The sequence below is a fragment of the Pseudomonas sp. FW300-N2F2 genome, from assembly GCF_017351655.1.
Lineage (GTDB): Bacteria > Pseudomonadota > Gammaproteobacteria > Pseudomonadales > Pseudomonadaceae > Aquipseudomonas > Aquipseudomonas fluorescens_AA.
In genome coordinates this window covers 129,364-156,342 of the sequence record NZ_JACNDQ010000001.1, presented here as the reverse complement: position 1 = coordinate 156,342, position 26,979 = coordinate 129,364, and the positions used below count along the sequence as shown (strand labels likewise).

26 protein-coding genes are annotated in these 26,979 nt (G+C 60.7%); 16 read left to right on the top strand and 10 right to left on the bottom strand.

The annotated features are described in order from the left end of the window. The first annotated feature begins 52 nt into the window (after positions 1 to 52). Positions 53 to 1,369, top strand: coding sequence for a bifunctional DedA family/phosphatase PAP2 family protein (locus tag J4E63_RS00750; RefSeq protein WP_207280690.1), 1,317 nt, complete (start codon positions 53 to 55; stop codon positions 1,367 to 1,369). 169 nt (positions 1,370 to 1,538) lie between these two features. Here J4E63_RS00750 and J4E63_RS00745 read toward each other — a convergent pair whose 3' ends face one another. Genes J4E63_RS00745 through J4E63_RS00735 form a run of 3 tightly spaced genes read right to left on the bottom strand, consistent with a single transcriptional unit; the run spans position 1,539 to position 3,218 of the window. Next, on the bottom strand, positions 1,539 to 2,129 hold the full coding sequence (locus J4E63_RS00745; RefSeq protein ID WP_192263518.1) for an LON peptidase substrate-binding domain-containing protein: 591 nt from the start codon (positions 2,127 to 2,129) through the stop codon (positions 1,539 to 1,541). Positions 2,130 to 2,139: 10 nt separating this feature from the next. Next, positions 2,140 to 2,856: an LrgB family protein gene (locus J4E63_RS00740; RefSeq protein WP_060740473.1), complete on the bottom strand. Its 717-nt coding sequence runs from the start codon at positions 2,854 to 2,856 to the stop codon at positions 2,140 to 2,142. Beyond that, positions 2,853 to 3,218 carry a CidA/LrgA family protein gene (locus J4E63_RS00735; protein WP_192263513.1) on the bottom strand — a complete coding sequence of 122 codons (366 nt, stop codon included), beginning with the start codon at positions 3,216 to 3,218 and terminating at the stop codon, positions 2,853 to 2,855. The genes J4E63_RS00740 and J4E63_RS00735 overlap by 4 nt, the downstream gene beginning before the upstream one ends. A gap of 360 nt (positions 3,219 to 3,578) precedes the next feature. On the opposite strand from J4E63_RS00735, the gene J4E63_RS00730 reads away from it, so the two are divergent. The 3 genes from J4E63_RS00730 (at position 3,579) to J4E63_RS00720 (ending at position 6,524) form a co-directional block, all read left to right on the top strand. Next, positions 3,579 to 4,034: a MaoC family dehydratase gene (locus J4E63_RS00730; RefSeq protein WP_207280689.1), complete on the top strand. Its 456-nt coding sequence runs from the start codon at positions 3,579 to 3,581 to the stop codon at positions 4,032 to 4,034. A gap of 102 nt (positions 4,035 to 4,136) precedes the next feature. Further along, complete coding sequence (locus J4E63_RS00725) at positions 4,137 to 5,855, top strand: C13 family peptidase (protein ID WP_207280688.1); 1,719 nt, start codon at positions 4,137 to 4,139, stop codon at positions 5,853 to 5,855. Between the two features lie 27 nt (positions 5,856 to 5,882). Next, a complete protein-coding gene (locus J4E63_RS00720) occupies positions 5,883 to 6,524 on the top strand; it encodes an oxidoreductase (RefSeq protein WP_192263509.1) in 642 nt (213 codons plus the stop codon). 151 nt (positions 6,525 to 6,675) lie between these two features. On the opposite strand, the gene J4E63_RS00715 is transcribed toward J4E63_RS00720, so the two are convergent. The 4 genes from J4E63_RS00715 to J4E63_RS00700 form a co-directional block, all read right to left on the bottom strand. After that, entirely contained in the window at positions 6,676 to 6,960 is a 285-nt protein-coding gene (locus tag J4E63_RS00715; protein ID WP_207280687.1) for a YceK/YidQ family lipoprotein, read from the bottom strand. Beyond that, positions 6,953 to 7,600: a flavin prenyltransferase UbiX gene (gene ubiX, locus J4E63_RS00710; protein WP_060740467.1), complete on the bottom strand. Its 648-nt coding sequence runs from the start codon at positions 7,598 to 7,600 to the stop codon at positions 6,953 to 6,955. Before ubiX ends, J4E63_RS00715 begins: the two co-directional genes overlap by 8 nt. Continuing rightward, positions 7,597 to 8,946 (bottom strand): UDP-N-acetylmuramate:L-alanyl-gamma-D-glutamyl-meso-diaminopimelate ligase, encoded by a 1,350-nt coding sequence (gene mpl, locus J4E63_RS00705; protein ID WP_207280682.1) that lies wholly within the window; start codon positions 8,944 to 8,946, stop codon positions 7,597 to 7,599. The genes ubiX and mpl overlap by 4 nt, the downstream gene beginning before the upstream one ends. Before the next feature lie 240 nt (positions 8,947 to 9,186). After that, positions 9,187 to 11,094, bottom strand: coding sequence for a sigma-54-dependent Fis family transcriptional regulator (locus J4E63_RS00700; RefSeq protein WP_207280681.1), 1,908 nt, complete (start codon positions 11,092 to 11,094; stop codon positions 9,187 to 9,189). Positions 11,095 to 11,584: 490 nt separating this feature from the next. Here J4E63_RS00700 and J4E63_RS00695 point away from each other — a divergent pair, with 490 nt between their 5' ends. The 12 genes from J4E63_RS00695 to J4E63_RS00640 all read left to right on the top strand — a co-directional run bounded on the left by J4E63_RS00695 (position 11,585) and on the right by J4E63_RS00640 (position 24,938). Next, entirely contained in the window at positions 11,585 to 13,105 is a 1,521-nt protein-coding gene (locus tag J4E63_RS00695) for an aldehyde dehydrogenase family protein (protein WP_060740464.1), read from the top strand. Between the two features lie 260 nt (positions 13,106 to 13,365). After that, a complete protein-coding gene (gene eat, locus J4E63_RS00690; RefSeq protein ID WP_207280680.1) occupies positions 13,366 to 14,736 on the top strand; it encodes an ethanolamine permease in 1,371 nt (456 codons plus the stop codon). Positions 14,737 to 14,938: 202 nt separating this feature from the next. Beyond that, complete coding sequence (locus J4E63_RS00685; RefSeq protein WP_207280679.1) at positions 14,939 to 16,333, top strand: ethanolamine ammonia-lyase subunit EutB; 1,395 nt, start codon at positions 14,939 to 14,941, stop codon at positions 16,331 to 16,333. Positions 16,334 to 16,344: 11 nt separating this feature from the next. Continuing rightward, a complete protein-coding gene (eutC, locus tag J4E63_RS00680; RefSeq protein WP_207280678.1) occupies positions 16,345 to 17,169 on the top strand; it encodes an ethanolamine ammonia-lyase subunit EutC in 825 nt (274 codons plus the stop codon). Positions 17,170 to 17,276: 107 nt separating this feature from the next. Further along, complete coding sequence (locus J4E63_RS00675; protein ID WP_060740460.1) at positions 17,277 to 17,738, top strand: N-acetyltransferase; 462 nt, start codon at positions 17,277 to 17,279, stop codon at positions 17,736 to 17,738. Between the two features lie 438 nt (positions 17,739 to 18,176). Beyond that, complete coding sequence (locus J4E63_RS00670; protein ID WP_106274660.1) at positions 18,177 to 18,833, top strand: DedA family protein; 657 nt, start codon at positions 18,177 to 18,179, stop codon at positions 18,831 to 18,833. Between the two features lie 5 nt (positions 18,834 to 18,838). Next, a complete protein-coding gene (locus J4E63_RS00665) occupies positions 18,839 to 19,651 on the top strand; it encodes a zinc-dependent peptidase (RefSeq protein ID WP_207280677.1) in 813 nt (270 codons plus the stop codon). Positions 19,652 to 19,763: 112 nt separating this feature from the next. After that, positions 19,764 to 20,291, top strand: a complete 528-nt coding sequence (ppa, locus tag J4E63_RS00660) for an inorganic diphosphatase (protein WP_053151827.1) — start codon at positions 19,764 to 19,766, stop codon at positions 20,289 to 20,291. 194 nt (positions 20,292 to 20,485) lie between these two features. Beyond that, the gene (locus tag J4E63_RS00655; RefSeq protein ID WP_207280675.1) at positions 20,486 to 21,217 is read left to right on the top strand and encodes a helix-turn-helix transcriptional regulator; all 732 of its coding nucleotides are present in this window, start codon (positions 20,486 to 20,488) and stop codon (positions 21,215 to 21,217) included. Positions 21,218 to 21,763: 546 nt separating this feature from the next. Next, complete coding sequence (locus J4E63_RS00650; RefSeq protein ID WP_207280674.1) at positions 21,764 to 22,531, top strand: HNH endonuclease; 768 nt, start codon at positions 21,764 to 21,766, stop codon at positions 22,529 to 22,531. A gap of 127 nt (positions 22,532 to 22,658) precedes the next feature. Further along, entirely contained in the window at positions 22,659 to 23,042 is a 384-nt protein-coding gene (locus J4E63_RS00645) for a nucleotide pyrophosphohydrolase (protein WP_053189928.1), read from the top strand. A 24-nt stretch (positions 23,043 to 23,066) separates the two neighbouring features. Beyond that, complete coding sequence (locus J4E63_RS00640; RefSeq protein WP_207280671.1) at positions 23,067 to 24,938, top strand: DNA/RNA helicase domain-containing protein; 1,872 nt, start codon at positions 23,067 to 23,069, stop codon at positions 24,936 to 24,938. Positions 24,939 to 25,045: 107 nt separating this feature from the next. Here the strand turns inward: J4E63_RS00640 and J4E63_RS00635 are convergent, their stop codons facing one another. The 3 genes from J4E63_RS00635 to J4E63_RS00625 all read right to left on the bottom strand — a co-directional run bounded on the left by J4E63_RS00635 (position 25,046) and on the right by J4E63_RS00625 (position 26,936). Beyond that, on the bottom strand, positions 25,046 to 25,405 hold the full coding sequence (locus J4E63_RS00635) for a DUF6124 family protein (RefSeq protein ID WP_192263491.1): 360 nt from the start codon (positions 25,403 to 25,405) through the stop codon (positions 25,046 to 25,048). 418 nt (positions 25,406 to 25,823) lie between these two features. Then, positions 25,824 to 26,399 (bottom strand): hypothetical protein, encoded by a 576-nt coding sequence (locus J4E63_RS00630; RefSeq protein WP_092177023.1) that lies wholly within the window; start codon positions 26,397 to 26,399, stop codon positions 25,824 to 25,826. Positions 26,400 to 26,576: 177 nt separating this feature from the next. Beyond that, the gene (locus J4E63_RS00625) at positions 26,577 to 26,936 is read right to left on the bottom strand and encodes a DUF6124 family protein (RefSeq protein WP_103309233.1); all 360 of its coding nucleotides are present in this window, start codon (positions 26,934 to 26,936) and stop codon (positions 26,577 to 26,579) included. Positions 26,937 to 26,979 lie beyond the last annotated feature (43 nt).

The following is a 26,979-nucleotide window of genomic DNA, read 5'->3' as shown; positions in this document are numbered from 1 at the left end:
ATTCCACAGGGGGTTCAGTGCATGCCAATCACTATTCAATGGAGTTGTCCTTATGGGCCCATGGCTCGATAGCATCACCGGCTGGCTGACCGTCAACCCGCAATGGCTGGCGGTGGCGGTGTTCATCGTCGCCTGCGTGGAATGCCTGGCCATTGCTGGCCTGATCGTGCCGGGTACGGTGCTGTTGTTTGCCATCGCGGTTCTGGCCGGCAGCGGCGCGTTGTCCCTGGGCGAGACGTTGCTGCTGGGCCTGCTCGGCGGCTTGCTCGGGGACTTGGTGTCGTATTTCCTTGGCCGGCACTTCCACCAGAACATCCGCCGCCTGCCCGGGCTGCGGCATCACCCTGAGTGGATGAGCGCCGCGGAAAACTATTTCCAGCGCTACGGCATCGCCAGCCTGCTGGTGGGGCGTTTTATCGGCCCGTTGCGACCCATGTTGCCGATGGTGGCCGGGATGTGCGACATGCCGTTCCCGCGCTTCGCCGCCGTCAGCGTGTTGGCCGCGGCGGGCTGGACCGTGGCCTACCTGCTGCCGGGCTGGGCCACCGGGGCGGCATTCCGCCTGCCATTGCCCGAAGGGTTCTGGCCACAGGCCGGCGTGGTCATCGGCAGCATCGCGGTGATGATCGGGCTGAGCGTCAACAGCACCCTGCGTCGCCATCGCCATGCCACGGCGCTGATCGCCGGCATCGGCCTGGTGATCCTGATCGGCCTGTTCATCGGCTTTCGTTACCTGACGGCGTTCGACCAGGGCTTGATGGCCCTGGTCCAGGAGCATCGCAGCCCGACGCTGGACGAAATCGCCGTGACCTTCACGCTGATCGGCGAATTCCGCAACATGCTGATTTTCAGCACCCTACTGACAGGGTTACTGCTGCTGGCGCGCCAATGGCGCCAGGCAATCTTCGCCGGTGGCACGATGCTGCTCACCTCCTTGGCCAATACCGGCAGCAAACACTTCTTTGCCCGGATGCGCCCGGAAATCCTCACCGACCCGCTGACCAGCTACAGCATGCCCAGCGGCCACGCCTCCGGGGCGTTCGCGCTGTTCCTGACCCTTGCCGTCCTGGCCGGCCGCGGTCAACCGCCACGCCTGCGCCTGACCTGGCTGCTGCTGGGCTGCTTGCCGGCGCTGGCCATCGCCCTGTCGCGGGTCTACCTGGGCGCCCATTGGCCGAGCGACATCGTCGCCGGCGCCATGCTGGCCGCCAGCATCTGTGCCGCCGCCCTGTGGCTGAGCCAGCGCCAGAGCCCGCTGCCGGCCATGCCACCGAAAGTCTGGTGGTTGATTCTGCCGGCGCTGGTGGCGGTGTTCAGCTTCTTCGCGCTGCGGCATTTGCCCCATGCGATGTTGCGGTATGCCTATTAGGCAATCGCGAGCAAGCTCGCTCCCACAGGAGATTCCTGGCGCAGCCCGAAACCACTGTGGGAGCGAGCTTGCTCGCGATGACGGCTGCACATTCACCATTGATGCAAGCTGACCCTCCGCTATCGCGAGCAAGCTCGCTCCCACAGGGGATCAGTGCTGTTTGGTGGTGTCAGGCGAAGAGTTCGCCCTGCAGCTCATCGAGCAGCGCCTGGATCGCATCCAGGCGCTGTTGCGGGTCGTCGAGTTGCAGCAGGTCGATCTTGTCCAGCTCATTGAACGGCAGCAGGTAAGCCAGTTGATTGGCCAGCGATTGCTGGCCGGTCGCTTCGGTGCCCATGTTCAGGGCCTCGACCATCGGGTGCTCGGCCAGGGCCTTGAGCAGCGCCACCAGGTCAGCGTCCTCCTCTTGCAGCGGTTGCTCCGGCTCCTCCTCCAGCCACTCGACTTCAGCGACCATCAGTTGATCCGCCTGGACGCTGGTGCCATGAACGATAAAGCGCCGTCCACCCTCCACGCGAATGCCCAGCAGACCATTGTCCTGCTGGGAAAAATCGGTGATGCGCGCTTCACAACCGACCTGCGCGAAGCCTTCAGGCGCGAGGCCGACTTCCTCGCCATCGAGGATGCACACCACGCCGAAGCCTTCGCCCTTTTTCATGCAGCGCCCAATCATGTCGAGGTAACGCGCCTCGAAAATCTGCAAGTCGAGGATGCAACCGGGGAACAGCACAGTGTTCAACGGGAAAAGCGGCAAGCTCATAACCAGATCCTTAAACGGTCATCGACACCACCAACGGCAATAGCACCGCCGTGGCCACGCCCATCAGACTCATCGCCAGCGCCGCAAAGGCACCCGACTCCTCGCTTTCCTGCAACGCCACCGACGTGCCCACCGCATGGGCCGCCAGCCCCAGGGCCATCCCCCGGGCCTCGGGGCTATGGACCCCCAAGCGGGTCAGAATACTCGGACCGAGGATCGCCCCGAGTACACCGGTGATCAACACGAACACCGCCGCCATGGCCGCCACGCCGCCGATCTGCTCGGCCACCAGCATGGCGATCGGCGAAGTCACGGACTTGGGCGCCATGGTCATCAGGATCATGTGCTCGGCGCCAAAAGCCCAGCCCAACACCACCGCGGAGCCCGTGGCAAACACCCCGGCTATCACCAGCGTAGTAAAAATCGGCCAGAACAACTGCCGGATCCGTCGCAGGTTCAAATACAGCGGCACCGCCAGGGCGACCGTGGCCGGGCCCAGCAGAATGCTGAGGATCTCGGTGCTCTTGCGGTACTCGGCATAGCCGATGCCGCAGCCGACCAACACGCCGATCAACAGCACCATCGACATCAACACCGGTTGCAGGAACACCCAGCGGGTCTTTTCGAACGCCGCCAACACCAACTGATAGGCACCCAGGGTAATGCCGATGCCGAACAGCGGATGGTGGATCACCGAGGTCCAGGCGCCCTGCCAGTCGAGCATCATTGGCTGTCCTCCGGGGCGGCGACGTGACGGCGGGCCAGGCGCTGCATCAGCACGCCCGTCAGCGCCACGGACAGCACCAGGGACAAGGTCAACGCGCCAACGATGGCCCAGAAATCGGCGGCAATCGCCCCGGCATAGACCATCACCCCCACCGCCGGCGGCACCAGCAGCAAGGGCAGGTAACGCAGCAGGCTACTGGCGGCCAGGTTCAACGGTTCGCTGACTTCACCGCGCATCACCAGATAGCCCAGCAGCAACAGCAGGCCAATGATCGGCCCCGGCAGCACCGGCAAGAACACATGATTGATCGCAGTGCCCAGCAATTGAAAAAACACCAGCCAGGTCAGGCCCCGTAGCAACATCCGCTCTCTCCCCCTGCAACAGCCCCAATGAACGCGCCAATTCGGTTCACTCAAGCGAGCGGCGTGATTGTGTGGCGAGGGAGCTTGCTCCCGCGGGGCTGCGCAGCGGCCCCATTTCATGAGTGCTTCGCACTCAAGCGGGAGCAAGCTCCCTCGCCACGGAATCAAACGCACACGTTAAATGAACGGAATTGCAAAGAATGCGCCGGCATTATAAGCATGCCCGCGCTATGGGTCGGCATTCGTAAAAAGCATGTTCAGTGACCTTACTTGCACGCCATGTTGATCTACAGTGGTTTTTCGGGGACGCCAATCCCCGCTCCAGAAAAAGTAAAACCGATGAACCCAAGGAGAGTCTCAATGCCCTACGTCCCCGTTGCAGCGCTCAAAGATTATGTCGGCAAGGAACTTGGACGTTCCGAATGGCTCACGATCGATCAGGCGCGCATCAACCTGTTCGCCGAAGCCACTGGCGACTTTCAGTTCATCCACGTCGACCCGGTCAAGGCCGCGCAGACCCCGTTCGGCAGCACCATCGCCCACGGTTTCCTGTCGCTGTCGCTGATGCCCAAGCTGATGGAAGACATCCTGATCCTGCCCGAAGGCGTGAAGATGGTCGTCAACTACGGCCTGGACAGCGTGCGTTTCATCCAACCGGTGAAGGTCGATTCCAAGGTCCGGCTCAAGGTCGACCTGGTGGACGCCACCGAGAAAAAACCCGGCCAATGGCTGCTCAAGGCCAGCGCCACGCTGGAAATCGAAGGTTCGGAAAAACCGGCCTACATCGCCGAGCCGCTGTCGCTCTGCTTCGTGTAAACCTGCGCGGTCGCGAAACCGCTCGTGCAGTTTCGCATCGCTTCCCTATATTCAATGCGCATAGCTGCGGCATACTCGTGGCCTGATGACCTGGATCCCGTTATGCGCTTATTCGTCCCACTGACCCTGACCCTGTTGCTCACCGCCTGTGGCGGCGGCGAATCGCCGCTGCCGCCCGACGCGCGCCTGCCCGACGGCGGCCGCTATCGCGGCGATCTGGTGGACGGGCTGCTGCAAGGCCAAGGGCGCATCGACTACCCCAACGGCAGTTGGTATGCCGGGCAGTTCGACAAGGGCCAGTGGCACGGCACCGGGGAATGGCACGGCAGCAATGGCGAGGTCTATCGCGGCCAGTTCCACCAGGGCCTGTTCCACGGCCAGGGCAGCCTGACCACACCCTCCAGCAGCTACACCGGCGGCTTCAAGCTGGGGCGACGGGACGGTGAAGGGACGCTCAAGGAAAACGGCATGACCTACCGGGGCGAGTTCAAGGCCGACCGCTATTCCGGTCTCGGGCGCCTGGAACTCGACGACGGCAGCCAGTACCAAGGCCCCTTCGTCAACGGCAAGCCCAACGGTGAAGGCCAGCGCTTCGACGCCAGCGGCAACCAGTTCACCGGCCATTTTGTCGACGGGCAACTGCAGGGCAAAGGCACCTTCAACAGCGCCGATGGCGATGTCTACATCGGCGGTTTCAGGAACAACCAGCTCAACGGTCGCGGTCGCTACGAAAATGCCGACGGCGATGTCTGGATCGGCCGGTTCAAGGACGGTGCGCTGACCGGCAAGGGCGAACTGATCGGCGCCGACGGCAGCCACTACCTCGGTCAATTCAACGATTGGCGCTTTACTGGCCAGGGCCGCCTGAACCTGCCCGACGGCAGTTTCTACATCGGCCAGTTCGAAAGCGACAGCTACCACGGACACGGCACCCTGGTGCTCACCGATGGCACCGTGCAAAGCGGCACCTGGGCCAACGGCCAACGGGTGCGCGACGCGGACGGCAGGCTGTTGCCGGATGTGCTCGAACTTGGCCTGCTGGCCCAGGGCCGCCTGCTGGAGGAGGCCCTGGCCAACATCCCGGCCTCGACCCCGGCGGTGGAGCTGTACAGCCTGACCCTGGGTGGCGACGGCAAGCAAAGCGTGTTCCTGCGCGAATCCGACTATGTCGCCAACATGCTCGCCAGCCGTTTCGGCGCGTTCGGGCAGATCCGCCTGGTGAACCACCGCGATCACCTCGGCGACCGGCCCATGGCCAGCCGCGAAAGCCTGCGCCGCGCCGCCGCCACCCTGGCCGAGCGCAGCGGCCCGGAAGACCTGATTTTCATCTACCTGACCAGCCACGGCACCAGCGAGCATGAACTGGTGCTCGACCAGCCGCGCATGGAACTGGCCGACCTGCCCGCCGATGAACTGGCCGTGGTCCTGGCGCCGCTGAAGAACCGCGACAAGATCGTGGTGATCTCGGCCTGCTACTCCGGCGGCTTCATCCCGGCGCTCAAGGATGAACGCACCTTGATCATGACCGCTTCCCGGGCCGACCGGGTGTCCTTCGGCTGCTCCGAGGAAGCCAACTTCACCTACTTCGGCGATGCGCTGTTCGCCCAGGCATTGAACCAGACCGACGACCTGGAGCAGGCTTTCAAGCGGGCCAAGGCCACCGTGGCCGAACGGGAGCAGGCAGACAATTTCGAAGCCTCCGAACCGCAGATGTGGGCGCCGAGGACGGTCCTTTCCCACTGGCAACTGCTGCGCAAACAGCAGGCCCGGAAAGCATTGCAAAGTACTGCATTGAACGACGAGGCCACAAAGAGCAACTAAGCTGAACCGTATCAAGGGGGAAACACTATGTACTTGACGCCTCAGCATGTTTTGCTCGCCGGAGCCACCGGGCTGACCGGGGAACATCTACTGGACCGGCTGCTCAACGAGCCGACCATCACCCGGGTCCTGGCCCCCACCCGCCGGCCGCTGGCCGAACACACGCGCCTGAAAAACCCGGTGGGGGAACCGGCCCAGGTGTTCCCTCAACTCAGCGGCCAGGTCGACATCGCCTTTTGCTGCCTCGGCACCACCCTCAAGAAAGCCGGCTCTGAAGCAGCCTTTCGCGCGGTGGACCTGGACCTGGTGGTGGCATTTGCCAAGCGCGCCCGGGAACTGGGCGCGCGGCACCTGGTGGTGATCAGTGCCCTGGGAGCCGACGCCAAGTCATCGATCTTCTACAACCGGGTCAAGGGTGAGATGGAGGCGGCCCTCAAGGCCCAGGACTGGCCGCAATTGACCATCTGCCGCCCTTCCCTGCTGCTGGGCGACCGCGTCGAACCGCGCCTGGCCGAGCAACTGGCCGGGCCGTTGTCGAAGCTGATCCCAGGCAAGTACCACGGCATCGAAGCCTGCCAACTGGCCCGGGCCATGTGGCGCCTGGCGCTGGAGGAGCAGAATGGGGTGCGGGTGGTGGAGTCGGATGAGTTGCGTAAGCTGGGCAAATGATTCTGCAGCGCCTGACTGGACCTCATCGCGAGCAAGCTCGCTCCCACAGTTGACCGAGTTTCGTCAGGAAGAATGAGGTCGAATGTGGGAGCGAGCTTGCTCGCGATGGGCGCGCCACCGCCCCAAAGCCAAGCCCCCATCCTGGTGTTTGCTACATCCCCCCAGTCGCTCGGAACCCCACGCCGATTGCGGTGAACAACGACAACGGCAACAACAAGGTATCCAGCAGCGCACTGCCCGGCAGATCGACGCCAGGGTAGCTCGGCGCCTCGGCCCCAAAGCGGTCCTTGGCGCAGCAGCCGCCGTTGAGCGCGTAAAGATCCAGGCGCGTGCCCGCGTACACCACCGGCGCACCGGGCTTGGCCGCGTCGAGGGTGCGGGCGGTGGCGCAGCCGGTCAGTAGCAGCGCCAGCAGCACGATCAGCAGCTTATTCATCGCTGCTCAAATGATGCTCGCCCCAGCGCGGCAGCATGTCCTGGGGGATGTTCAACAGGTTGAGAATCCGCGCGACGACGAAATCGATCAGGTCGTCGATGGTCTGCGGCTGGTGATAGAAACCCGGCGAGGCCGGCAGGATGGTCACGCCCATGTTCGACAGCTTGAGCATGTTCTCCAGGTGAATGCTCGAATACGGCGCTTCCCGCGGCACCAGGATCAACGGACGGCGCTCCTTGAGCGTGACGTCCGCCGCCCGTTCGATCAGGTTGTTGCAGGCCCCGGTGGCAATCGCCGACAGCGTCCCGGTGGAGCACGGCACCACCACCATGGCCGCCGGCGCGCCGGAGCCCGAGGCTACCGGTGACATCCAGTCTTCCTTGCCATACACGCGAATCTGCCCCGCCGCCGCCCCGGTGTATTCGGTAAGGAAGGCCTGCATCATCTGGGTCTTGGCCGGCAGGGTCACGTCGGTCTCGGTGGCCATCACCAATTGCGCGGCCTTGGAGATCAGGAAGTGCACCTCGCGGTCTTCACGCACCAGGCAATCGAGCAGGCGCAAACCGTACTGGGCGCCGGAAGCACCGGTCATCGCCAGTGTGATGCGTTCAGGACCATTGCTCTCCAAGCGCGTGTTCATTTCAGTGCCTCGGCCAGCTTGCCATGCAGGCCGCCGAAGCCGCCGTTGCTCATGATCACCACGTGGGTACCGGGCTGGGCCTGGCTCTTCACGCGCTCGATGATGCCTTCCAGGGAATCGCTGACAATCGACGGCACCGTGCACAGCGCGGCGGTGGCGCCGAGGTCCCAGCCGAGGTTGGCCGGTGCGTACCAGATCACCTGGTCGGCATCGACCACGCTTTCCGGCAGGCCATCGCGGTGAGCGCCGAGCTTCATGGAGTTGGAGCGCGGCTCGATGATCGCGATCAGCGGCGCATCGCCGATGCGCTTGCGCAAACCGTCGAGGGTGGTGGCGATGGCCGTTGGGTGGTGGGCGAAGTCGTCATAAATGGTGATGCCGTTGACCTCGGCGACTTTCTCCATCCGCCGCTTCACGCTCTTGAACGCGCTCAACGCGGCGATGCCCATGGACGGCACCACGCCGACATGCCGGGCCGCCGCCAACGTCGCCAGGGCGTTGGCGACATTGTGCTGGCCGGTCATGTCCCACTCGACCACGCCTTGGGACTGGCCTTCGAACATGACTTCAAATTGCGAACCGTCATCCTTGAGCAACTTCACCTGCCATTGGCCGCCCGCACCGGTGGTTTGCACCGGGGTCCAGCAGCCCATTTCAATGACGCGCTGCAAGGCCGGTTCGGTGGTCGGATGGATCACTAGGCCTTCGCTCGGAATGATGCGCACCAAATGGTGGAATTGCCGTTCGATGGCCGCCAGGTCGGGGAAGATGTCGGCGTGATCGAACTCAAGGTTGTTGAGGATCGCCGTGCGTGGACGGTAGTGGACGAATTTCGAGCGTTTATCGAAAAACGCGCTGTCGTATTCGTCCGCCTCGATCACGAAGAACGGCGTGCCACCCAGGCGCGCCGACACCGAGAAATTCTGCGGCACGCCACCGATCAGGAAACCCGGGCTCATGCCCGCGTGTTCCAGGACCCAGGCGAGCATGCTGCTGGTGGTGGTCTTGCCGTGGGTGCCGGCCACGGCCAGGACCCAACGGCCCTGCAACACGTGATCGGCCAGCCACTGCGGCCCGGACACGTACGGCAGGCCTTTGTTGAGCACGTACTCCACCGCCGGGTTGCCCCGGGACATGGCGTTGCCGATGACCACCAGGTCCGGCGCCGGGTCCAGTTGCGCCGGGTCGTAGCCTTGGGTCAGTTCAATGCCCTGGGCTTCCAGCTGGGTGCTCATCGGCGGATAGACGTTGGCGTCGGAACCGGTCACGTGATGGCCCAGCTCCTTGGCCAGGACCGCCATCGAACCCATGAAAGTGCCGCAAATACCGAGAATATGGATGTGCATAGTCGACCTCGTAAAACATGGCCGCAGGTTAGCGTAGGGAGGGGGAAATCGCACCTTGTGTTTCGAACGGCAGCCATCAGGACACTGCAAATCCCCTGTGGGAGCGAGCTTGCTCGCGATAGCGGTCCTACAGCCAACACATGTGTTGAATGACACACCGCCATCGCGAGCAAGCTCGCTCCCACAGCTGAATGCACAACCCTCGCCACAACAGCAGTCAGCAGATCAATTATCAGTGGCTCAGCGGGCGATAGCGTGTTTACGCAACTTCCGGTAAAGGGTATTGCGGCTGATCCCCAGTTGTTCCGCCGTGTGGGTCATGTGCCAGCGCTGGCGCTCCAGTGCATCGAGCAACGCCAGGCGCTCGGCATCTTCCAGTGGCCGTTCTGCCACCGTTTCCACCACGGCAACCGGGCGCTGGCGGATCATCTCCGGCAAGTCCTCCAGCCCAATCCGCCCGCCATCACACAGCGCGGCGAGGGTCCGCAGCACATTGCGCAGTTGCCGCACGTTGCCCGGCCAGTCGAATCCCAGCAACGCCTGGCGCGCAGGCTCTTCGATGAGCACCGTCTCGGCCCCGCTCTCCTCAGCCAACAGAAAATCCAGCAACTGCGACTTGTCACTGCGCTCGCGCAACGCCGGGAGGGGGATTTCCAGGCCATTGAGGCGGTAGTACAAATCCTCGCGAAAACTGCCGTCCCGCACCCGGTCAAGCAACTGCCGGTGGGTGGCGCTGATGATGCGCACGTTCACCGCCTCGGGCTCGCCGCCGATGGGCACCACCTGGCGATCTTCCAGCACCCGCAGCAAACGGGTCTGCAAGGCCAGGGGCATGTCGCCGATTTCATCGAGGAATAGCGTGCCACCGTCGGCCTGTTGCAGCTTGCCACGCATGCCTTCCTTGCGCGCGCCGGTGAAGCTGCCGCCGCGATAACCGAACAGTTCGCTCTCGATCAGGCTTTCGGGGATGGCCGCGCAGTTGAGGGCGACGAAGTGCTTGCCGGCGCGCTGGCTGGCGTGGTGCACGGCCTTGGCGAACGCCTCCTTGCCGGAGCCGGTTTCGCCATGGATCAGCAGCGGCACATCGCGCTCGAACACCCGCAGCGCCTTGCGAAAATGCTCCTGCAACGCCGCGTCCCCCAGGCAGATGCCCGGCAGCCGCGCGGGTTCGATGGCCTTGAGCAGCGCTGGCGCGACCGGCACCGGCACACTGCGCGGCTGCCCACGCAACACGGCGAACAAATGCCGGCCATCACGGGTGCGCAGCGGCCAACTGGCGCTGGCCTGGGCACTGGCCCGCCCCAGCAATTCATCCAGTGAACAGTCGAAAAAGTCTTCCACCCGCTGGCCCAGCAAGCCGCCGCGAATATGCCCCAACAGATTGAGCGCGCTCTGGTTGACCGCGCAGATCCGCCCTTCGCCGTCGAACGCCAGCAAGCCCTCGCTGAACAGCCCCACGGATTCGGCCTGCAAATGAAAGCGCAACAGCCATTGATTGTCGAAGCAACGGAGGAAATAGCAGCTCTCGATCATCTTCGCCGAGAGATTGACCAGGGCCATGGTGTGGAACTGGCTCTGGCGCGACACGTCCGGCCGGGCCGAGGAGACGTCGAGCACCGCCAGCAATTCGCCCTGGGGATCGAACACCGGGCTGGCCGAACAGGTCAGGCCGGTGTGGCGGCCACGAAAGTGTTCTTCCTGGTGGATGGTCAGGGCCTGGCGCTCCACCAGGCAGGTGCCGATGCCGTTGGTGCCTTCGCAGGCTTCGCTCCAGTCGGCGCCGAGCCAGAGGCCGGCCCGTTCGAAAATCTTCCGTTCGCTGGGGGCGGTGACGCAGTTGAGGATCACACCCCGGGCGTCGGTCAGCAACACCGCGTGGCCGGCGCCGGAGAGTTGCTGGTGCAGGCTGGTCATTTCATTGCCGGCGATGTGCAGCACCTGTTGCAAGCGCTCGCGGCTCTCCAGCACCCGGCCATGCTCGAGCACCGTCGGCGCCAGGTTCTGGGCCGGGTCGAGGTGATAGTCCTCGAGACAGCGCAGCCAGGAACGGGCAATCGACGGATCGCTGCCAGGGCCCTGCAGATGGGCCTTGCCCTGGGTGACCGTCAGGACTTGCTGGGCATGGCGACTCAAATGGTTGCTGTGCATTTCTTATTATTCTCCCCGAAGGACCTTTGGACCTGCCAACACATACCCCGTGGCGAGGGAGCTTGCTCCCGCTGGGCTGCGCAGCAGCCCCAAAACCTGAGTTTGCGGTGTATCAGGCTGACCGAGTTGGCTGCCTTGGGACCGCTTCGCGCTCCAGCGGGAGCAAGCTCCCTCGCCACAAAAGCTGTCCTGCCACAAAAATACGGTTGCCAGAGATTCCAGGATCGAAGCCCAGCATCCTCCAGCCCAACCGCCTTTGCAATGCTGGCGCGACCTGCCAGTCACAGACTGTCTCGCATCTGGCACAAACTGTCACACCCGCTGTATCGCAAGCGTCACACCCCCCATCCGTTTGTCCGAGCAACTCCTCCTAAAGTCTTGATTTACGGGCCCTGCAAGGCAATGGCCCAACCTTTGCTCTAGGCTTTATTACCAGCGCTCAATTTTGCGCGGCCTCCCGTATAAGCACAAAAGCCAAGGAGAACTCATCATGCGTTACGCTCACCCCGGTACTGAAGGCGCTATCGTTTCGTTCAAGAGCAAATACGGTAACTACATCGGCGGCGAGTTCGTCGCGCCGGTCAAAGGTCAGTACTTCACCAATACTTCCCCGGTCAATGGCCAGCCCATTGCCGAATTCCCGCGCTCCACGGCCGAAGACATCGAAAAAGCCCTGGACGCCGCCCACGCCGCCGCTGATGCCTGGGGTGCCACCTCGGCCCAGGCCCGTTCGCTGATCCTGCTGAAAATCGCCGACCGCATCGAGGCCAACCTCGAAACCCTGGCGATCACCGAATCCTGGGACAACGGCAAGGCCGTGCGCGAAACCCTCAACGCCGACATCCCCCTGGCCGCCGACCACTTCCGCTACTTCGCCGGTTGCCTGCGGGCCCAGGAAGGCAGCGCTGCCGAGATCGACGGCAACACCGTGGCCTACCACATCCATGAACCCCTGGGCGTGGTCGGGCAGATCATCCCGTGGAACTTCCCACTGCTGATGGCCGCCTGGAAACTCGCCCCGGCCCTGGCCGCCGGTAACTGCGTAGTGCTCAAGCCGGCCGAGCAAACCCCGCTGGGCATCTGCGTGCTCATGGAGCTGATCGGCGACCTGCTGCCGCCCGGCGTGCTGAACGTGGTGCAAGGTTTCGGCAAGGAAGCCGGCGAAGCCCTCGCCACCAGCAAGCGCATCGCCAAGATCGCCTTCACCGGTTCCACCCCGGTGGGCTCGCACATCATGAAATGCGCCGCCGAGAACATCATCCCGTCCACCGTGGAACTGGGCGGCAAGTCGCCGAACATCTTCTTCGAAGACATCATGCAGGCCGAACCGAGCTTCATCGAGAAAGCCGCCGAAGGCCTAGTGCTGGCGTTCTTCAACCAGGGCGAAGTCTGCACCTGCCCATCCCGCGCCCTGGTCCAGGAATCGATCTACGACGAATTCATGCAAGTGGTGATGAAGAAAGTCCTGCAGATCAAACGCGGCGACCCACTGGACACCGACACCATGGTCGGCGCCCAGGCATCCGAGCAGCAATTCGACAAGATTCTTTCGTACCTGGAAATCGCCAAGGGCGAAGGCGCCGAGCTGCTGACCGGCGGCAAGGTGGAAAAACTCGAGGGCAACCTGGCGACCGGGTATTACATCCAGCCGACCCTGCTCAAGGGCACCAACAAAATGCGTGTGTTCCAGGAAGAGATCTTCGGCCCAGTGGTGAGCATCACCACCTTCAAGGACGAAGCCGAAGCCCTGGCGATCGCCAACGACACCGAGTTCGGCCTCGGCGCCGGCCTGTGGACCCGCGACATCAACCGCGCCTACCGCATGGGCCGGGCGATCAAGGCCGGTCGCGTGTGGACCAACTGCTACCACCTGTACCCGGCGCACGCCGCGTTCGGTGGCTACAAGAAGTCCGGCGTGGGGCGTGAAACCCACAAGATGATGCTCGACCACTATCAGCAGACCAAGAACCTGCTGGTGAGCTACGACATCAATCCGTTGGGGTTCTTCTAAGTCACTGGGGCAAGGCAGGGCCTCCTGCTTTGCCCTTTTGATAGCTATCGCGAGCAAGCTCGCTCCCACAGGGATCTGTGGATAACTCTTTTTCCAGGGTTGGCAACAGATCCACTGTGGGAGCGAGCTTGCTCGCGATGACGCCCTCACTGACAACATCAAATTACCGCCCCACCGCTCTGGCATGAGCCTTGCGTGCCCGCTCCACAGCAATCCCGAAAGTCCAACAGATCAAACAATAAAAAAGACAGAGAGGACTTATGACTTCTACCACCCAACTCAAACCCACACTCGGCACCCTGCATTTATGGGGCATCGCCGTCGGCCTGGTGATTTCCGGCGAGTACTTCGGCTGGAGCTACGGCTGGGGCACCGCCGGGACCCTGGGCTTTCTCGTCACCGCCCTCATGGTGGCGCTGATGTACACCTGCTTCATCTTCAGTTTCACCGAACTGACCACCGCGATTCCTCACGCCGGCGGGCCTTTTGCCTACAGCCGACGGGCCTTTGGCGAGAAAGGCGGGTTGATCGCCGGGATCGCCACCCTGATCGAATTCGTCTTTGCCCCCCCGGCCATCGCCATGGCGATTGGCGCCTACCTCAACGTGCAATTTCCCGAACTGGACCCCAAGCTCGCGGCGGTTGGCGCGTACATCGTCTTCATGACCCTGAACATCCTCGGCGTCAGCATCGCCGCCGCGTTCGAGCTGGTGGTCACCGTGCTGGCGGTCGCCGAGTTGCTGGTGTTCATGGGCGTGGTCGCGCCGGGCTTCAGCTTCAGCAACTTCGTGCTCAATGGCTGGGCCGGCTCCAACGAGTTCACCCTCGCCTCGATCCCGGGCATTTTCGCGGCGATCCCCTTCGCGATCTGGTTCTTCCTCGCCATCGAAGGCGCGGCCATGGCTGCCGAAGAAGCCAAGGACCCGAAACGCACGATTCCCCGTGCCTATGTCAGCGGCATCCTCACCCTGGTGTTCCTCGCCATCGGCGTGATGATCATGGCCGGCGGCGTGGGTGACTGGCGCACCCTGTCGAACATCAACGACCCGCTGCCCCAGGCCATGAAGGCGGTGGTCGGCAACAATTCAACCTGGATGCACATGCTGGTGTGGATCGGCCTGTTCGGCCTGGTGGCAAGCTTCCATGGGATCATCCTCGGCTACTCGCGGCAGTTCTTCGCCCTGGCCCGGGCCGGCTACCTGCCCCGTGGCCTGGCGAAACTGTCGCGCTTCCAGACCCCGCACCGGGCGATCCTGGCCGGCGGCGTCATCGGCATCGCGGCGATCTACAGCGATGGCCTGGTGAACCTGCAAGGCATGACCCTGACGGCGGCGATGATCACCATGTCGGTGTTCGGCGCCATCGTGATGTACATCATCAGCATGCTCAGCCTGTTCAGGCTGCGTAAGACCGAACCGAACCTGGAACGCACCTTCCGTGCGCCGGGCTACCCGATCGTACCGGGCATTGCGCTGTTCCTGGCGGTGGTGTGCCTGGTGGCGATGGCGTGGTTCAACATGGTGATTGGCTTGGTGTTCCTGGCGTTCATGGTTGTCGGCTACCTGTATTTCCAACTGACCGCCAAGCAACGCTCCGATGCACCGGCGGACGCTATGCTCACAGGTATCTGAAAGTTGCACCGGCGCCGGGCTGAGGGCCTGGCGCCTGCCATTTAAAAGTGCACGCCGTCCCCCTGTGGGAGCGAGCTTGCTCGCGATAGCGGTCTTACATCCGGCACATGTGTTGAATGACACACCGCTATCGCGAGCAAGCTCGCTCCCACAGGGTTATGGGGTGTATTTAAGTTACTTAGAGAACAGGAGGACACCGCCCATGGCCGCATTCGCCCATTCCGTCGGCGCCCAGACCTATCGTTTCGACAGCCTCAAAGACCTGATGGCCAAGGCCAGCCCGGTGCGCTCGGGGGATTTCCTGGCCGAGATCGCGGCGCTCAACGATGGCGAGCGGGTGGCTGCGCAAATGGCCTTGGCCGACCTGCCCCTCAGCCATTTCCTGCAAGAAATGCTGATCCCTTACGAGGCCGACGAAGTCACCCGGTTGATCGTCGACACCCACGACAAACAAGCTTTCGCCACCGTCAGCCACCTCACGGTCGGCGGTTTTCGCGACTGGCTGCTCAGCGATGCCGCCGATGAACAGAGCCTGCGGGCACTGGCCCCCGGCCTGACGCCGGAGATGGTCGCCGCCGTGTCGAAGATCATGCGCGTGCAGGATTTGGTGCTGGTGGCGCAGAAAATCCGCGTGGTCACCAAGTTCCGCGGCACCCTCGGCCTGCGCGGGCGCTTGTCCACCCGCCTGCAACCCAACCACCCCACCGACGAACCCGCCGGGATCGCCGCGAGCATCCTCGACGGCCTGCTCTTCGGCAACGGCGATGCCATGATCGGCATCAACCCGGCCACCGACAGCACGGCCTCGATCTGCGCCATGCTGGAAATGCTCGACGCCATCATCCAGCGCTACGACATCCCCACCCAAGGCTGCGTGCTGACCCACGTCACCACCTCCATCGAAGCGGCGAACCGCGGCGTGCCCCTGGACCTGGTGTTCCAGTCCATCGCCGGCACCGAAGCGGCCAACGCCAGTTTCGGCATCAACCTGAACATCTTGCAGGAAGGCTACGACGCCGGGCTGAGCCTGAATCGCGGCACCTTGGGCAACAACCTGATGTATTTCGAAACCGGCCAGGGCAGCGCGCTGTCGGCCAACGCCCACCACGGCGTCGATCAACAGACCTGCGAGACCCGGGCCTACGCCGTCGCACGGCATTTCAACCCGTTCCTGGTGAACACGGTTGTAGGCTTCATCGGCCCGGAATACCTGTACAACGGCAAACAGATCATCCGCGCCGGCCTCGAAGACCACTTCTGCGGCAAGCTGCTGGGCGTGCCGATGGGCTGTGACATCTGCTACACCAACCACGCCGAAGCCGACCAGGACGACATGGACACCCTGCTGACCCTGCTGGGCGTGGCCGGGATCAACTTCATCATGGGCATCCCCGGCTCCGACGACATCATGCTCAACTACCAGACCACCTCGTTCCACGACGCCCTCTACGCCCGCCAGACCCTGGGCCTGAAGCCGGCGCCGGAGTTCGAAACCTGGCTGGCGAACATGGGCATCTTCACCCAGGCCGATGGCCGGGTGCGGTTTGGCGACAACCTGCCACCGGCGTTCCGTCACGCCCTCGCACATCTGGGATGAGTGAACTGCCCATGGATAAAAAACCTGTCGACCCGCAAAACCCTTGGCTGAATCTGCGCAACCTCACCCCGGCACGCATCGCCCTGGGCCGCACCGGCACCAGCCTGCCGACCCAGGCGCAACTGGATTTCCAGTACGCCCACGCCCAGGCCCGCGATGCGGTGCACCTGGCCTTCGATCACCAGGGCATTCGCGCACAGTTGACCGAGGGCGGCCGTGAAAGCCTGTTGCTCCACAGCGCCGCGGCCGACCGACACAGTTATCTACAGCGCCCGGACCTGGGCCGCCGGCTCGACGACGCCTCCGCGCAAGTCCTGCAGGACTACGCTGCGGCCCATCCCGGCGGCGTGGACCTGGCCATCGTCGTGGCTGACGGTCTGTCGGCCCTGGCGGTGCATCGCCATACCTTGCCGTTCCTGGCACGGCTGGAAGAACAGATCGCCGCTGAAGGCTGGTCGACGTCGCCGGTGATCCTGGTGGAACAGGGCCGCGTCGCCGTGGCCGATGAAGTGGCACAGCGGCTCGGCGCGAAAATGTCGGTGATCCTGATCGGCGAACGCCCCGGCCTCAGCTCCCCCGACAGCCTGGGGCTGTATTTCACCTACGCGCCCAAGGTCGGCCTGACCGATGCCTATCGCAACTGCATCTCCAATGTCCGCCTCGAAGGCCTGAGCTACGGCATGGCGGCCCATCGCTTGATCTACCTGATGCGCGAGGCCTGCCGCCGTCAGCTTTCGGGCGTCAATCTGAAGGACGAAGCCCAGGTGAACACTCTAGAGGCGGAAAACGGAGCCGATATGAAAGGTAATTTCCTACTGGCGCCGCCCCGAAACTGATCCGCTTATCCGATTGCGTTTTTGATCCGCTTTCAGGCAGCATCAAAAGCACGGCAGCGCGACGTTGTTGTCAGAATATCTGTCGACCTTTGCAGACGAGACCTACCATGCGGATTATCCAAGCGACGCTGGAACACCTGGACCTGCTGACCCCATTGTTCGTCAAGTACCGGGAATTCTACGGCTCACTGCCTTACCCGGACTCGTCCCGAGCCTTCCTCGAAAAGCGCCTGCGCCGCAAGGAATCGGTGATCTACCTGGCCCTGCCCGATGACGACGACAACCGGTTACTGGGCTTCTGCCAGCTCTACCCGAGCTACTCATCCCTGTCCCTCAAGCGCGTATGGATCCTCAACGACATCTACGTCGCCGAAGACGCCCGCCGCCAACTGGTGGCCGACAACCTGATCCGCACCGCGAAAAAAATGGCCAAGGAAACCAACGCCGTGCGCATGCGCGTCTCCACCAGCAGCAACAACGAAGTGGCGCAGAAAACCTACGAATCGATCGGCTTCAAGGAAGACACCGAGTTCAAGAACTACGTGTTGCCGATCAGCGAAGGCATCTGACCCCTTTGGCTGAGTCCCCCTGCCACAACACCAAACCCTCTGTGGCGAGGGGATTTATCCCCGTTGGGCTGCGCAGCAGCCCCAAAACCTGAGCACGCGGTGCATCAGCCCGACCGAGCCAACTGCTTCCACCAACCCCGTGGCGAGGGAGCTTGCTCCCGCTGGGCTGCGCAGCAGCCCCAAAACCTGTGCATGCGGTGTATCAGCCAGACCGAGTCAACTGCTTCCACCACTCCCTCACCACAAGAGCCTTCACCCAGCCTGCCCCCAACCACAACACCACCGAAATCCCTGGCTACAAACTCACCCCGCTCCCCACCCTCCACCCCGTATAATGCCGCTCTTCCCGGCTTGTAAGAAAAAGCTACACACTCTGTAGCCATCCTCCAAGCCCGACCCAAAGCCTGCCGAGCCAGGCCACCACCACAGGTGTTATGCATGGATTTCAATCCCCTCGACCTCATCCTGCACCTCGATGTGTACCTCGACCTGCTGGTGACCAACTACGGCACCTGGGTCTACGCCATCCTGTTCCTGGTGATCTTCTGTGAAACCGGCCTGGTGGTCATGCCATTCCTGCCCGGCGACTCCCTGCTGTTCATCGCCGGCGCCGTCGCCGCCGGTGGCGCCATGGACCCCGTACTACTGGCCGGCCTGTTGATGCTCGCGGCCATCCTCGGCGACAGCACCAACTACCTCATCGGCCGCACCGCTGGCGAAAAACTGTTCAGCAACCCCAACTCGAAAATCTTCCGCCGCGACTACCTGCAGCAAACCCACGACTTCTACGACAAACACGGCGGTAAAACCGTGACCCTGGCGCGCTTCCTGCCGATCATCCGCACCTTCGCCCCCTTCGTCGCCGGCGTGGGCAAAATGAATTACCTGCGCTTCTTCGGCTTCAGCGTCCTCGGCACCGTCCTCTGGGTCGGCGGCCTGGTGACCCTCGGTTACTTCTTCGGCAACGTGCCCTTCATCAAGCAGAACCTGTCGCTGCTGGTGGTGGGCATCATCCTGGTGTCGCTGCTGCCGATGATCATCAGCCTGGTGCGCAGCAAAATGAACCAGCGCGCCTCGAAAGCCCAACCACGCTGATCGCCATGTGGTCCCTGAGCAACTGGCGCCGCCGACGCACCCTCGCCAAACATCCCGTGGCCGAGGACACCTGGCAACGGGTGCGCCAACAATTGAGCTTCCTCGACGGCATCAGCGCCGCCGAGGACCAATGGCTGCGAGAAGCCTGCGTACTGTTCCTGCACGATAAACACCTCACCGCCCTGCCCGGCGTCGAACTGCACCAGGAACAACGCCTGCTGCTCGCCGCCCAGGCCCAACTGCCACTGATGCACCTGGGCGAGCTGAACTGGTACCAGGGCTTCCACGAAATCGTCCTCTACCCCGACGACTTCCTCAGCCCCCAACGCTACCGCGACGCCAGCGGCATCGAGCACGAGTGGGACGGCGAACACAGCGGCGAAGCCTGGCCCCAAGGCCCTATCATCCTGGCCTGGGACGGCGTGATGGCCAGCGGCGGCTGGGACGGCTACAACCTGGTGATCCACGAACTGGCGCACAAACTCGACATGCTCAACGGCGACGCCAACGGCCTGCCGCCACTGCACGCCGACATGCGCGTCAGCGACTGGGCCGAAGCCATGCAACAAGCCTTCGACGACCTCGACCGCCAACTGGACCACAACCCCGACGCAGAAACCCTCATCGATCCCTACGCCGCGGAAAACCCGGCGGAGTTCTTCGCCGTCACCAGCGAATACTTCTTCAGCGCCCCGGACCTGCTGCACCAGGCCTATCCACGGGTCTATGAACAGCTCAAGGCCTTCTACCGCCAGGATCCTTTGGCCCGGCTGCGGCAACTTCAAGCCGAAGATCCGGTCTATCAGGCGTCATACTAAGGTCTCTAAGACCCTGGTAACGTGGCAACAGCGGCCGAATATGCCTATAATCGCCGCCACTTTTTGGTCAATCCGACCAAGTCATTTGGTCAACTAACGGGGGCACCGCCCAATGAGCTACAGCAAGATTCCGGCTGGCAAAGACCTGCCGAACGACATCTACGTCGCGATCGAAATCCCGGCCAACCACGCCCCGATCAAATACGAAATCGACAAAGACAGCGACTGCCTGTTCGTTGACCGTTTCATGGCCACCCCCATGTTCTACCCGGCCAACTACGGTTACATCCCTAACACCCTGGCCGACGACGGCGACCCCCTCGACGTGCTGGTCGTGACCCCATACCCAGTTGCCCCAGGCTCGGTCATCCGCGCCCGTCCAGTCGGCATCCTGAACATGACCGACGACGGCGGCGGCGATGCCAAAGTCATCGCAGTACCACACGACAAACTGTCGCAACTGTACGTCGACGTGAAGGAATACACCGACCTGCCACCACTGCTGATCCAGCAGATCGAACACTTCTTCGAGAACTACAAAGACCTCGAAAAAGGCAAGTGGGTCAAGATCGAAGGCTGGGCCGGCGCAGACGCCGCCCGCGAAGCGATCACCAAGTCGGTTGCCGCCTACAAAGGCTGAAACAAACTTGAAAAGAACCCCGGTTTGCCCCGGGGTTTTTTTATGCCTTAATGGTTTCTAATACGAAGCTGTATTAACACCGTTTACCCACGTTTAGCCCGCGCCTTTCAAATCCCAAAAACGGAAAGATCGTCTTATATATTTGAACGACATGTTTATTGCCGAAAACACAGTCGCCCCTAAACTTTCCGTTTATGAAAATACTTTCCAGTGGCGACCGCTTCCGAGCCCTTCTAAAAGAAGCGAATATCCGATCCGCCGACTTCGCGAAGTTATACGGCGTGAAATCCCAACACGTGAACAACTGGTTCAACCGTGGCATCCCGCCAGGGCGCATCCACTCCATCGCCAGCCTGCTGACCGTCAGCCCGGAGTGGCTCGCCCACGGCGAAGGCCCGCAAACCCCATTGGGCCTCGGCCCCGGCACCACCTACGAGGCGGCCGAAAACGATGGCGTCTACAGCGTGCTGGAACCCACGGACATCGAACTGCCTTTCTATAAGGAAGTCCCCATCGCCCCCGGCGAAACCAAAACCCACATCGTCGAAATCCCCGACCAATCCATCCGCCTGCCCCGCAGCCACCTCGAAACCCTGGAAATAAACCCCAGCGACGCCATCTGCCTGACCATGGTCGGCGACAGCATGGCCGAACGCATCGAAGACGGCTCCACCCTCGCCATCGACCGCGGCCTGACCCAAATCGTCGACGGCCAAATCTACGCCCTCGAACACGACGGCATGCTCCGCATCAAATACCTGCACCGCATCCCCGGCAACCGCCTGCGACTGCGCAGCCACAACAGCGCGGCCTACCCGGACGAAGTCTTCAGCGCCGAACAGATCGAGGCGCAGAACATACGGGTGATCGGCTGGGTGTTCTGGTGGTCCACCCTCAACAAACAGAGACCGCCGGTGTGCGACTAACCCACCCGAACGGGCAGACAGGCAAAGCGCCTTGTGCCGAGGAGCCTTGTGGTGAGGAGCTTTTGTGGCGAGGGAGCTTGCTCCCGCTGGGCTGCGCAGCAGCCCCCTGCTTTTACCCGAATCATCCTAACCCAATGATTCCACACCACTTACCACTGGGATTCTGCCGAAAACCCGCGTATCCTCCGCCCCACATTTGCGAGCCCACGCCTCGCACCGACAAGGCAGATCACTTTCTGACCAAGTCCCACAGCCGGCCGCAAGAGCCGGATGTACGTTTTGAAGGCTGGTGAGGTTTGTCAAAAACGAACTGAGTTAGTCAACGAGAAGCCGGCCATAAGCCGGCTTTTTAATGTCTGAGCTTTCCATCCCCCATCCAAAATCCCGCCTGATGACCAAACAACGTCGCTCGTAAGTATCCCCGCGCTCGACAGCAAAGGTCATCGAACACCGTATGATTCCCAAACGCCATCAGAAGAGAATATTCTGACGGCATATTGCGCTGCGTCCTACAGCGAAACGGGAACCCTACGGATAGCCCCCGCCATGTCCTCTTCACCTACCAGCAATCAATCCAATCCGCCTTGGAGCCGTGACGAACTCGTCCTAGCCCTGAACCTTTATCTGCTATACCGCAATGGCTTACCTGGTGTTAACCATCCAGAAGTCCGAGCCCTATCACAGAGCCTCAATCTCATTGGCAACGCCATCGGTATGAGCAAGAACGAGAGTTTTCGTAACGCCAACGGTGTTTATATGAAGCTCAACAATTTCCGTCGCTGGGATCCGAGCTACACCAACACTGGTCGCACAGGTCTTGCAAAAGGCAATAAGGACGAGGAATTGGTATGGCTGGAATTCGCGGATAACCCCGAGCGCTTAGCCGAAGTCGTAGCAGCCATCAAGGCGAACGTCGGAACCACTTCTACTACGCCAATAAATCTAAGCGAGGAGGAAGAGCCGGGCTTCTTCGAAGCAGAGGAAGGAAAAGTGTTAACCCGAGTACACCGTGTACGGGAAAGGGACAAAAAACTCGTCAAACGAAAAAAGGACGAAGCCCTCAAGAAGCACGGTGTTCTCCAGTGCGAAGCCTGTGGCTTCAACTTCAGCAAAACATATGGTCCGGACGTCGAAGGCGTTATCGATGTGCACCACACCAAGCCGCTGCATACGCTCCAACCTGGCGATAAAACCAAACTCACGGACCTCGCATTGCTATGTGCCAATTGCCATCGAGTGGTGCATTCACGCCGTAAGTGGCTGAGTGTGACCGAGGTCAAGGACCGCTACCAAGCTGCCAAAAACAAAGCCTGAACTGGGCCGATTATCGGAGGCGAATCAGTGAAAAGCCTACGCCACCAAACGAAAACTCTTACAATCCACCCCTAGATTTCTGACGTGGCAGCTGTCACGTTTCTGGCAGCACACGAGAGGCAAGCCTGTGAGCAAGGCAGATGGCACACCCAAACAATTAATCGACGTGGAGAATCTTGCGGCGTCGCTTCAACGCTTTGCAGATGATCGCGACTGGCAGCAATTCCACTCGCCCAAAAACCTTCTGCTAGCGCTGACAGGCGAGGTGGGCGAGTTGTGCGAAGTATTCCAATGGATGAACGAAGCCGATTCACTGGCTGCCGCTAAGCATCCGACAACCGCCCAATCCGTGAAGGACGAGTTAGCCGACGTGCTCATGTACTTGGTTCGCCTGAGTAGCGTGCTTGGCGTCGATCTCAACGAAGCGGTAACGAGCAAGCTTGCTCTGAACGGCCAGAAATACCCCGTCGACAAAGCCAAAAGCACCAGCAAAAAGTACGACCAACTCTGACCTTCAGTGCTCTAAGGATCTCTTGTGATCGTTTACGCGGCGACCAAACAGCAATTCCTGAAAGACAACGATAACGACGATATTGAAGAAGTGATCCTGCGGCACTTCAAAGAGGCCACCGGTAAGAAGGTGGGCGCATCAGAGATCAGGTCGTGGCAGGGATCCTTGACCTACATGGCCAAGGTGCTTCGAGATGATGACCTGCCTAGCAATGCTGGCTTGGCTATTGAGCTGCACATCCCTCAGTCCTCGAAGCGCATCGACTTTTTGCTCACAGGTCGTGATGAGAACCAAGCCAAGAAAGCCGTATTGATCGAGCTGAAGCAATGGAGCAAGGCGAGCGCAACCACCAAGGACGCAATTGTCAAAACTGCCTTAGGTGGCGGTCTCGTTGAAACCATTCACCCGTCCTATCAGGTATGGTCGTACGCAGCACTGTTAGAAGGCTTCAACGAAGCGGTCTATGACAAAAGCATCGAAATTCGCCCCTGTGCCTATCTGCATAACTATGTCAGCGATGGCGTCATCGACTCCGTTCACTACCAAGCCCATACCAGTAAAGCTCCGCTGTTTCTCAAAGGCCCTGAGGAACTGACGAAACTAAGAAGTTTCCTGAAAAAGCACATCACTCACGGTGACAATAAAGAGGTGCTTTACGAACTTTCCAACGGAAAAATTCGTCCATCCAAAGCGCTAGCCGAGGCACTTACCGGGCTCATGGATGGCAAACCTGAGTTTGTGTTGATTGATGACCAGAAAGAAGTCTTCGAGTCAGCGCTCGTTGCAGGAACTGAAGCCAGCATAGAAGCCCCAAAGGTGCTAATCATCGAAGGTGGTCCTGGAACAGGAAAAACCGTTCTGGCGATCAACTTGCTGGTAAGCCTCACCGCGCTGAAGTTAATGAGCAAATACGTCTCGAAAAACGCAGCGCCACGCAAAGTGTACGAAAGCAAGCTAGTTGGTACGATCAAACGTAGCCATTTCTCTAATTTCTTTTCTGGATCGGGCGCGTTTATCGATACCGAGCCCAACACGTATGACGCGCTAATCGTTGACGAAGCCCATAGGCTGAACGAGAAAAGCGGTCTTTATGGGAACTTGGGCGAGAACCAAATCAAAGAACTGGTCGGTTCAGCGAAATGCTCAATTTTCTTCATTGACGAAGACCAGCGCGTGACCTTGAGCGACATTGGTAGCAAGCAGGCAATCCGTGCCTTTGCCAAAGCAAAAGGTGCAACGGTGGAGGAATACTCGCTGTCCTCTCAGTTTCGTTGCAGTGGCTCTGATGGCTATCTAGCGTGGTTGGATGACGTATTGGCTATTCGACCGACCGCCAATCCGCTACTCGATACTAGCGAGTACGAGTTCAAGGTGTTCAACACCCCTCAAGCGATGCACGCGGCCATTGAGCAGAAAAACCACGAAAACAAATCTCGCGTAGTCGCGGGTTACTGCTGGCCTTGGCTCAGCAAAAAAGATCCCCAGGCATCCGATATCGTGATCGGCGATGATTATGCGCGCCAATGGAACCTGGATCAGGACGGCAGTTTGTGGATCATTGCGGAAAACTCCATTGAACAGGTCGGTTGCATCCACACCTGCCAAGGGCTGGAAGTCGACTACATAGGGGTGATAATCGGGCCGGATTTAATCGTCCGTGACGGGCAAGTGCTGACGTCGCCGCATAAACGTGACAAGCACGACAAATCGATTCGTGGCTGGAAGAAACTGGCGAAAGAGCGGCCTGACTTCGCGCAGAAAGAGACGGATCTGATCATCAAAAACACGTACCGAACATTGATGACCCGTGGAATGAAAGGGTGCTACCTGTACTGTACTGATCAGGAGACGGCACGGTACTTTGAGAGTCGGCTTGCCGACTACCGTCCACGCTGAGTCCTGTTGACTTGGACAATCTGGGCACGCGTCGTTTCGGAGCTCTTTATTGAAAGGTCTTGCCAAGCAAGACCTTTTTTACGCCAGAATGCAGTTAACGCCCCGCTTTACCTCACCTCAACAATATCCAAAGCCCGATTCGCCAACAGCTCACTCACCTCAATCACCTGCAAAATACCCATCGCAACACGCCGTCGCGATCCCTCAAGATCAAACGCCAAGTCACTGATCATGGCATTCGCCGAAGCCAGGTTTTCACTGAGATTGGCCAGCAGACATTCCGAATCAACATCCGGTGCGATACGGAAGATGGTGTTGGGCTTGTCAGACGTTTCTTTCTTCGGCGTAGGCTTCAGATAAAAATCCAAAGCCCGGTTCGCAGCATCATCAAGCTTCTTGTTACGAGCAGACTGAACGCGAGACACGGTTTCGTCGGTAGCTGGCGGGTTCGGTGTAATTTTGACCATGGTAAAACTCCTAGAGCCTGTTGGAGCTACCACCCTTCGCTGCGAAACGAAGTATGGGGTGGCAGCTGTACGCGGGTTCGCAGACCGGGACTCTAGGGACCGGCAGACCCGAAGGTCTCCCACGCACAGCCACCTCTGACGAAAATCACAGACATGGGCGATCTGCTTTCGAAGGTGACGTTGTGCGCCTATAGAGTCCGGGCTGCGAAACCCGATCACTGATGAGCAGTGACGGATTCAAACTACCGAGGGGACCCAAGGTGCACAAGCCGGCGGATTCTGGCGTAGTTGTAGGCAAAGGCGCAAGACGGCGTCGGCCCCTCCCAAATCTCACACGCCCCAATAAACACCGCGTTGCCTCACTCTAACGTATTCAAACGAACCACCTTCGGCTGAGCTGCCTCGACTCCCATTCGGTTCAACGATAAAGGGTCCAGGCACCAAGTAATGTCAGCGCCCAGAGCAAAACTCCCGACACCATGAACAGGTAATTCCATACGGTGAAGCGCGAATTGCTCAGCGCCTGAGGGTCATTGGCGGCGAAGTTGATCATCGGTTGGCTCCGGCTTACCACATAGGCTCGCAGTGGAATCGCCAGCAGTAACCAGCCGATCAGAAACTCGAAGCCATCGACGCGCTTCGCCACTCCATCCAACAGATTGGCACCGACCGTCAGCACAACGAATACGGTTGCCCACTGCTCATAGTCCCACTCATACGTACGACCACTGCCGCGAATTTTCTCATTCGCGCGTCGATACAGTTGGTGAATGAAAAATATGCACAACAGGCCACGAGCCCACGGCCAGATATCTGCCTGGGTGGATTGCTTGTACAGGCTCCAGTTTTTGTATGACCAGTAATAGAAATAGAAACCAAACGTCAGAATCGCCAGTGTCAGAAGCTTTGCTGGCGACACCACATAAAACTCAGAAGGCTGTTCAACGATGGTCTCCAGTTGAGCCAAAGGCGGTGCGTAAACATTTTCGGACACGGCAACTTCCTTGATAAGAGAGGACAGTTAAAGCTAACGACCTGCCGGGCGAAATATTGAGGGCCATCATCACAATCGATTATGTGTCGTGGCTGGCCGTTGTCGGGCGACCGGCCACAAAAAAGGCCTTGCCATGCAAGACCTTTTTTTCATGCCCGGGGTAAGCGCAGCCCCTTGTTACCTCACCTCAACAATATCCAAAGCCCGATTCGCCAACAGCTCACTCACCTCAATCACCTGCAAAATCCCCAACGCAACACGCCGTCGCGATCCCTCAAGATCAAACGCCAAATCATTGATCATGGCATTGGCCGAAGCCAGGTTTTCACTGAGATTGGCAAGCAGACACTCCGAATCAACATCAGATGCGATACGGAAGATGGTGTTGGGTTTGTCGGACGTTTCGTTCTTCGGCGTAGGCTTCAGGTAGTAATCCAACGCCCGGTTGGCAGCGTCATCAAGCTTGTTGTTACGAGCAGACTGAGCGCGAGATACATGCTCATCTGCAGTTGGAGGGTTCGGTGTAATTTTTGCCATCGACTTAGGTTCCTGTAAGTGAGGCTGCAACCACCTCGCGACT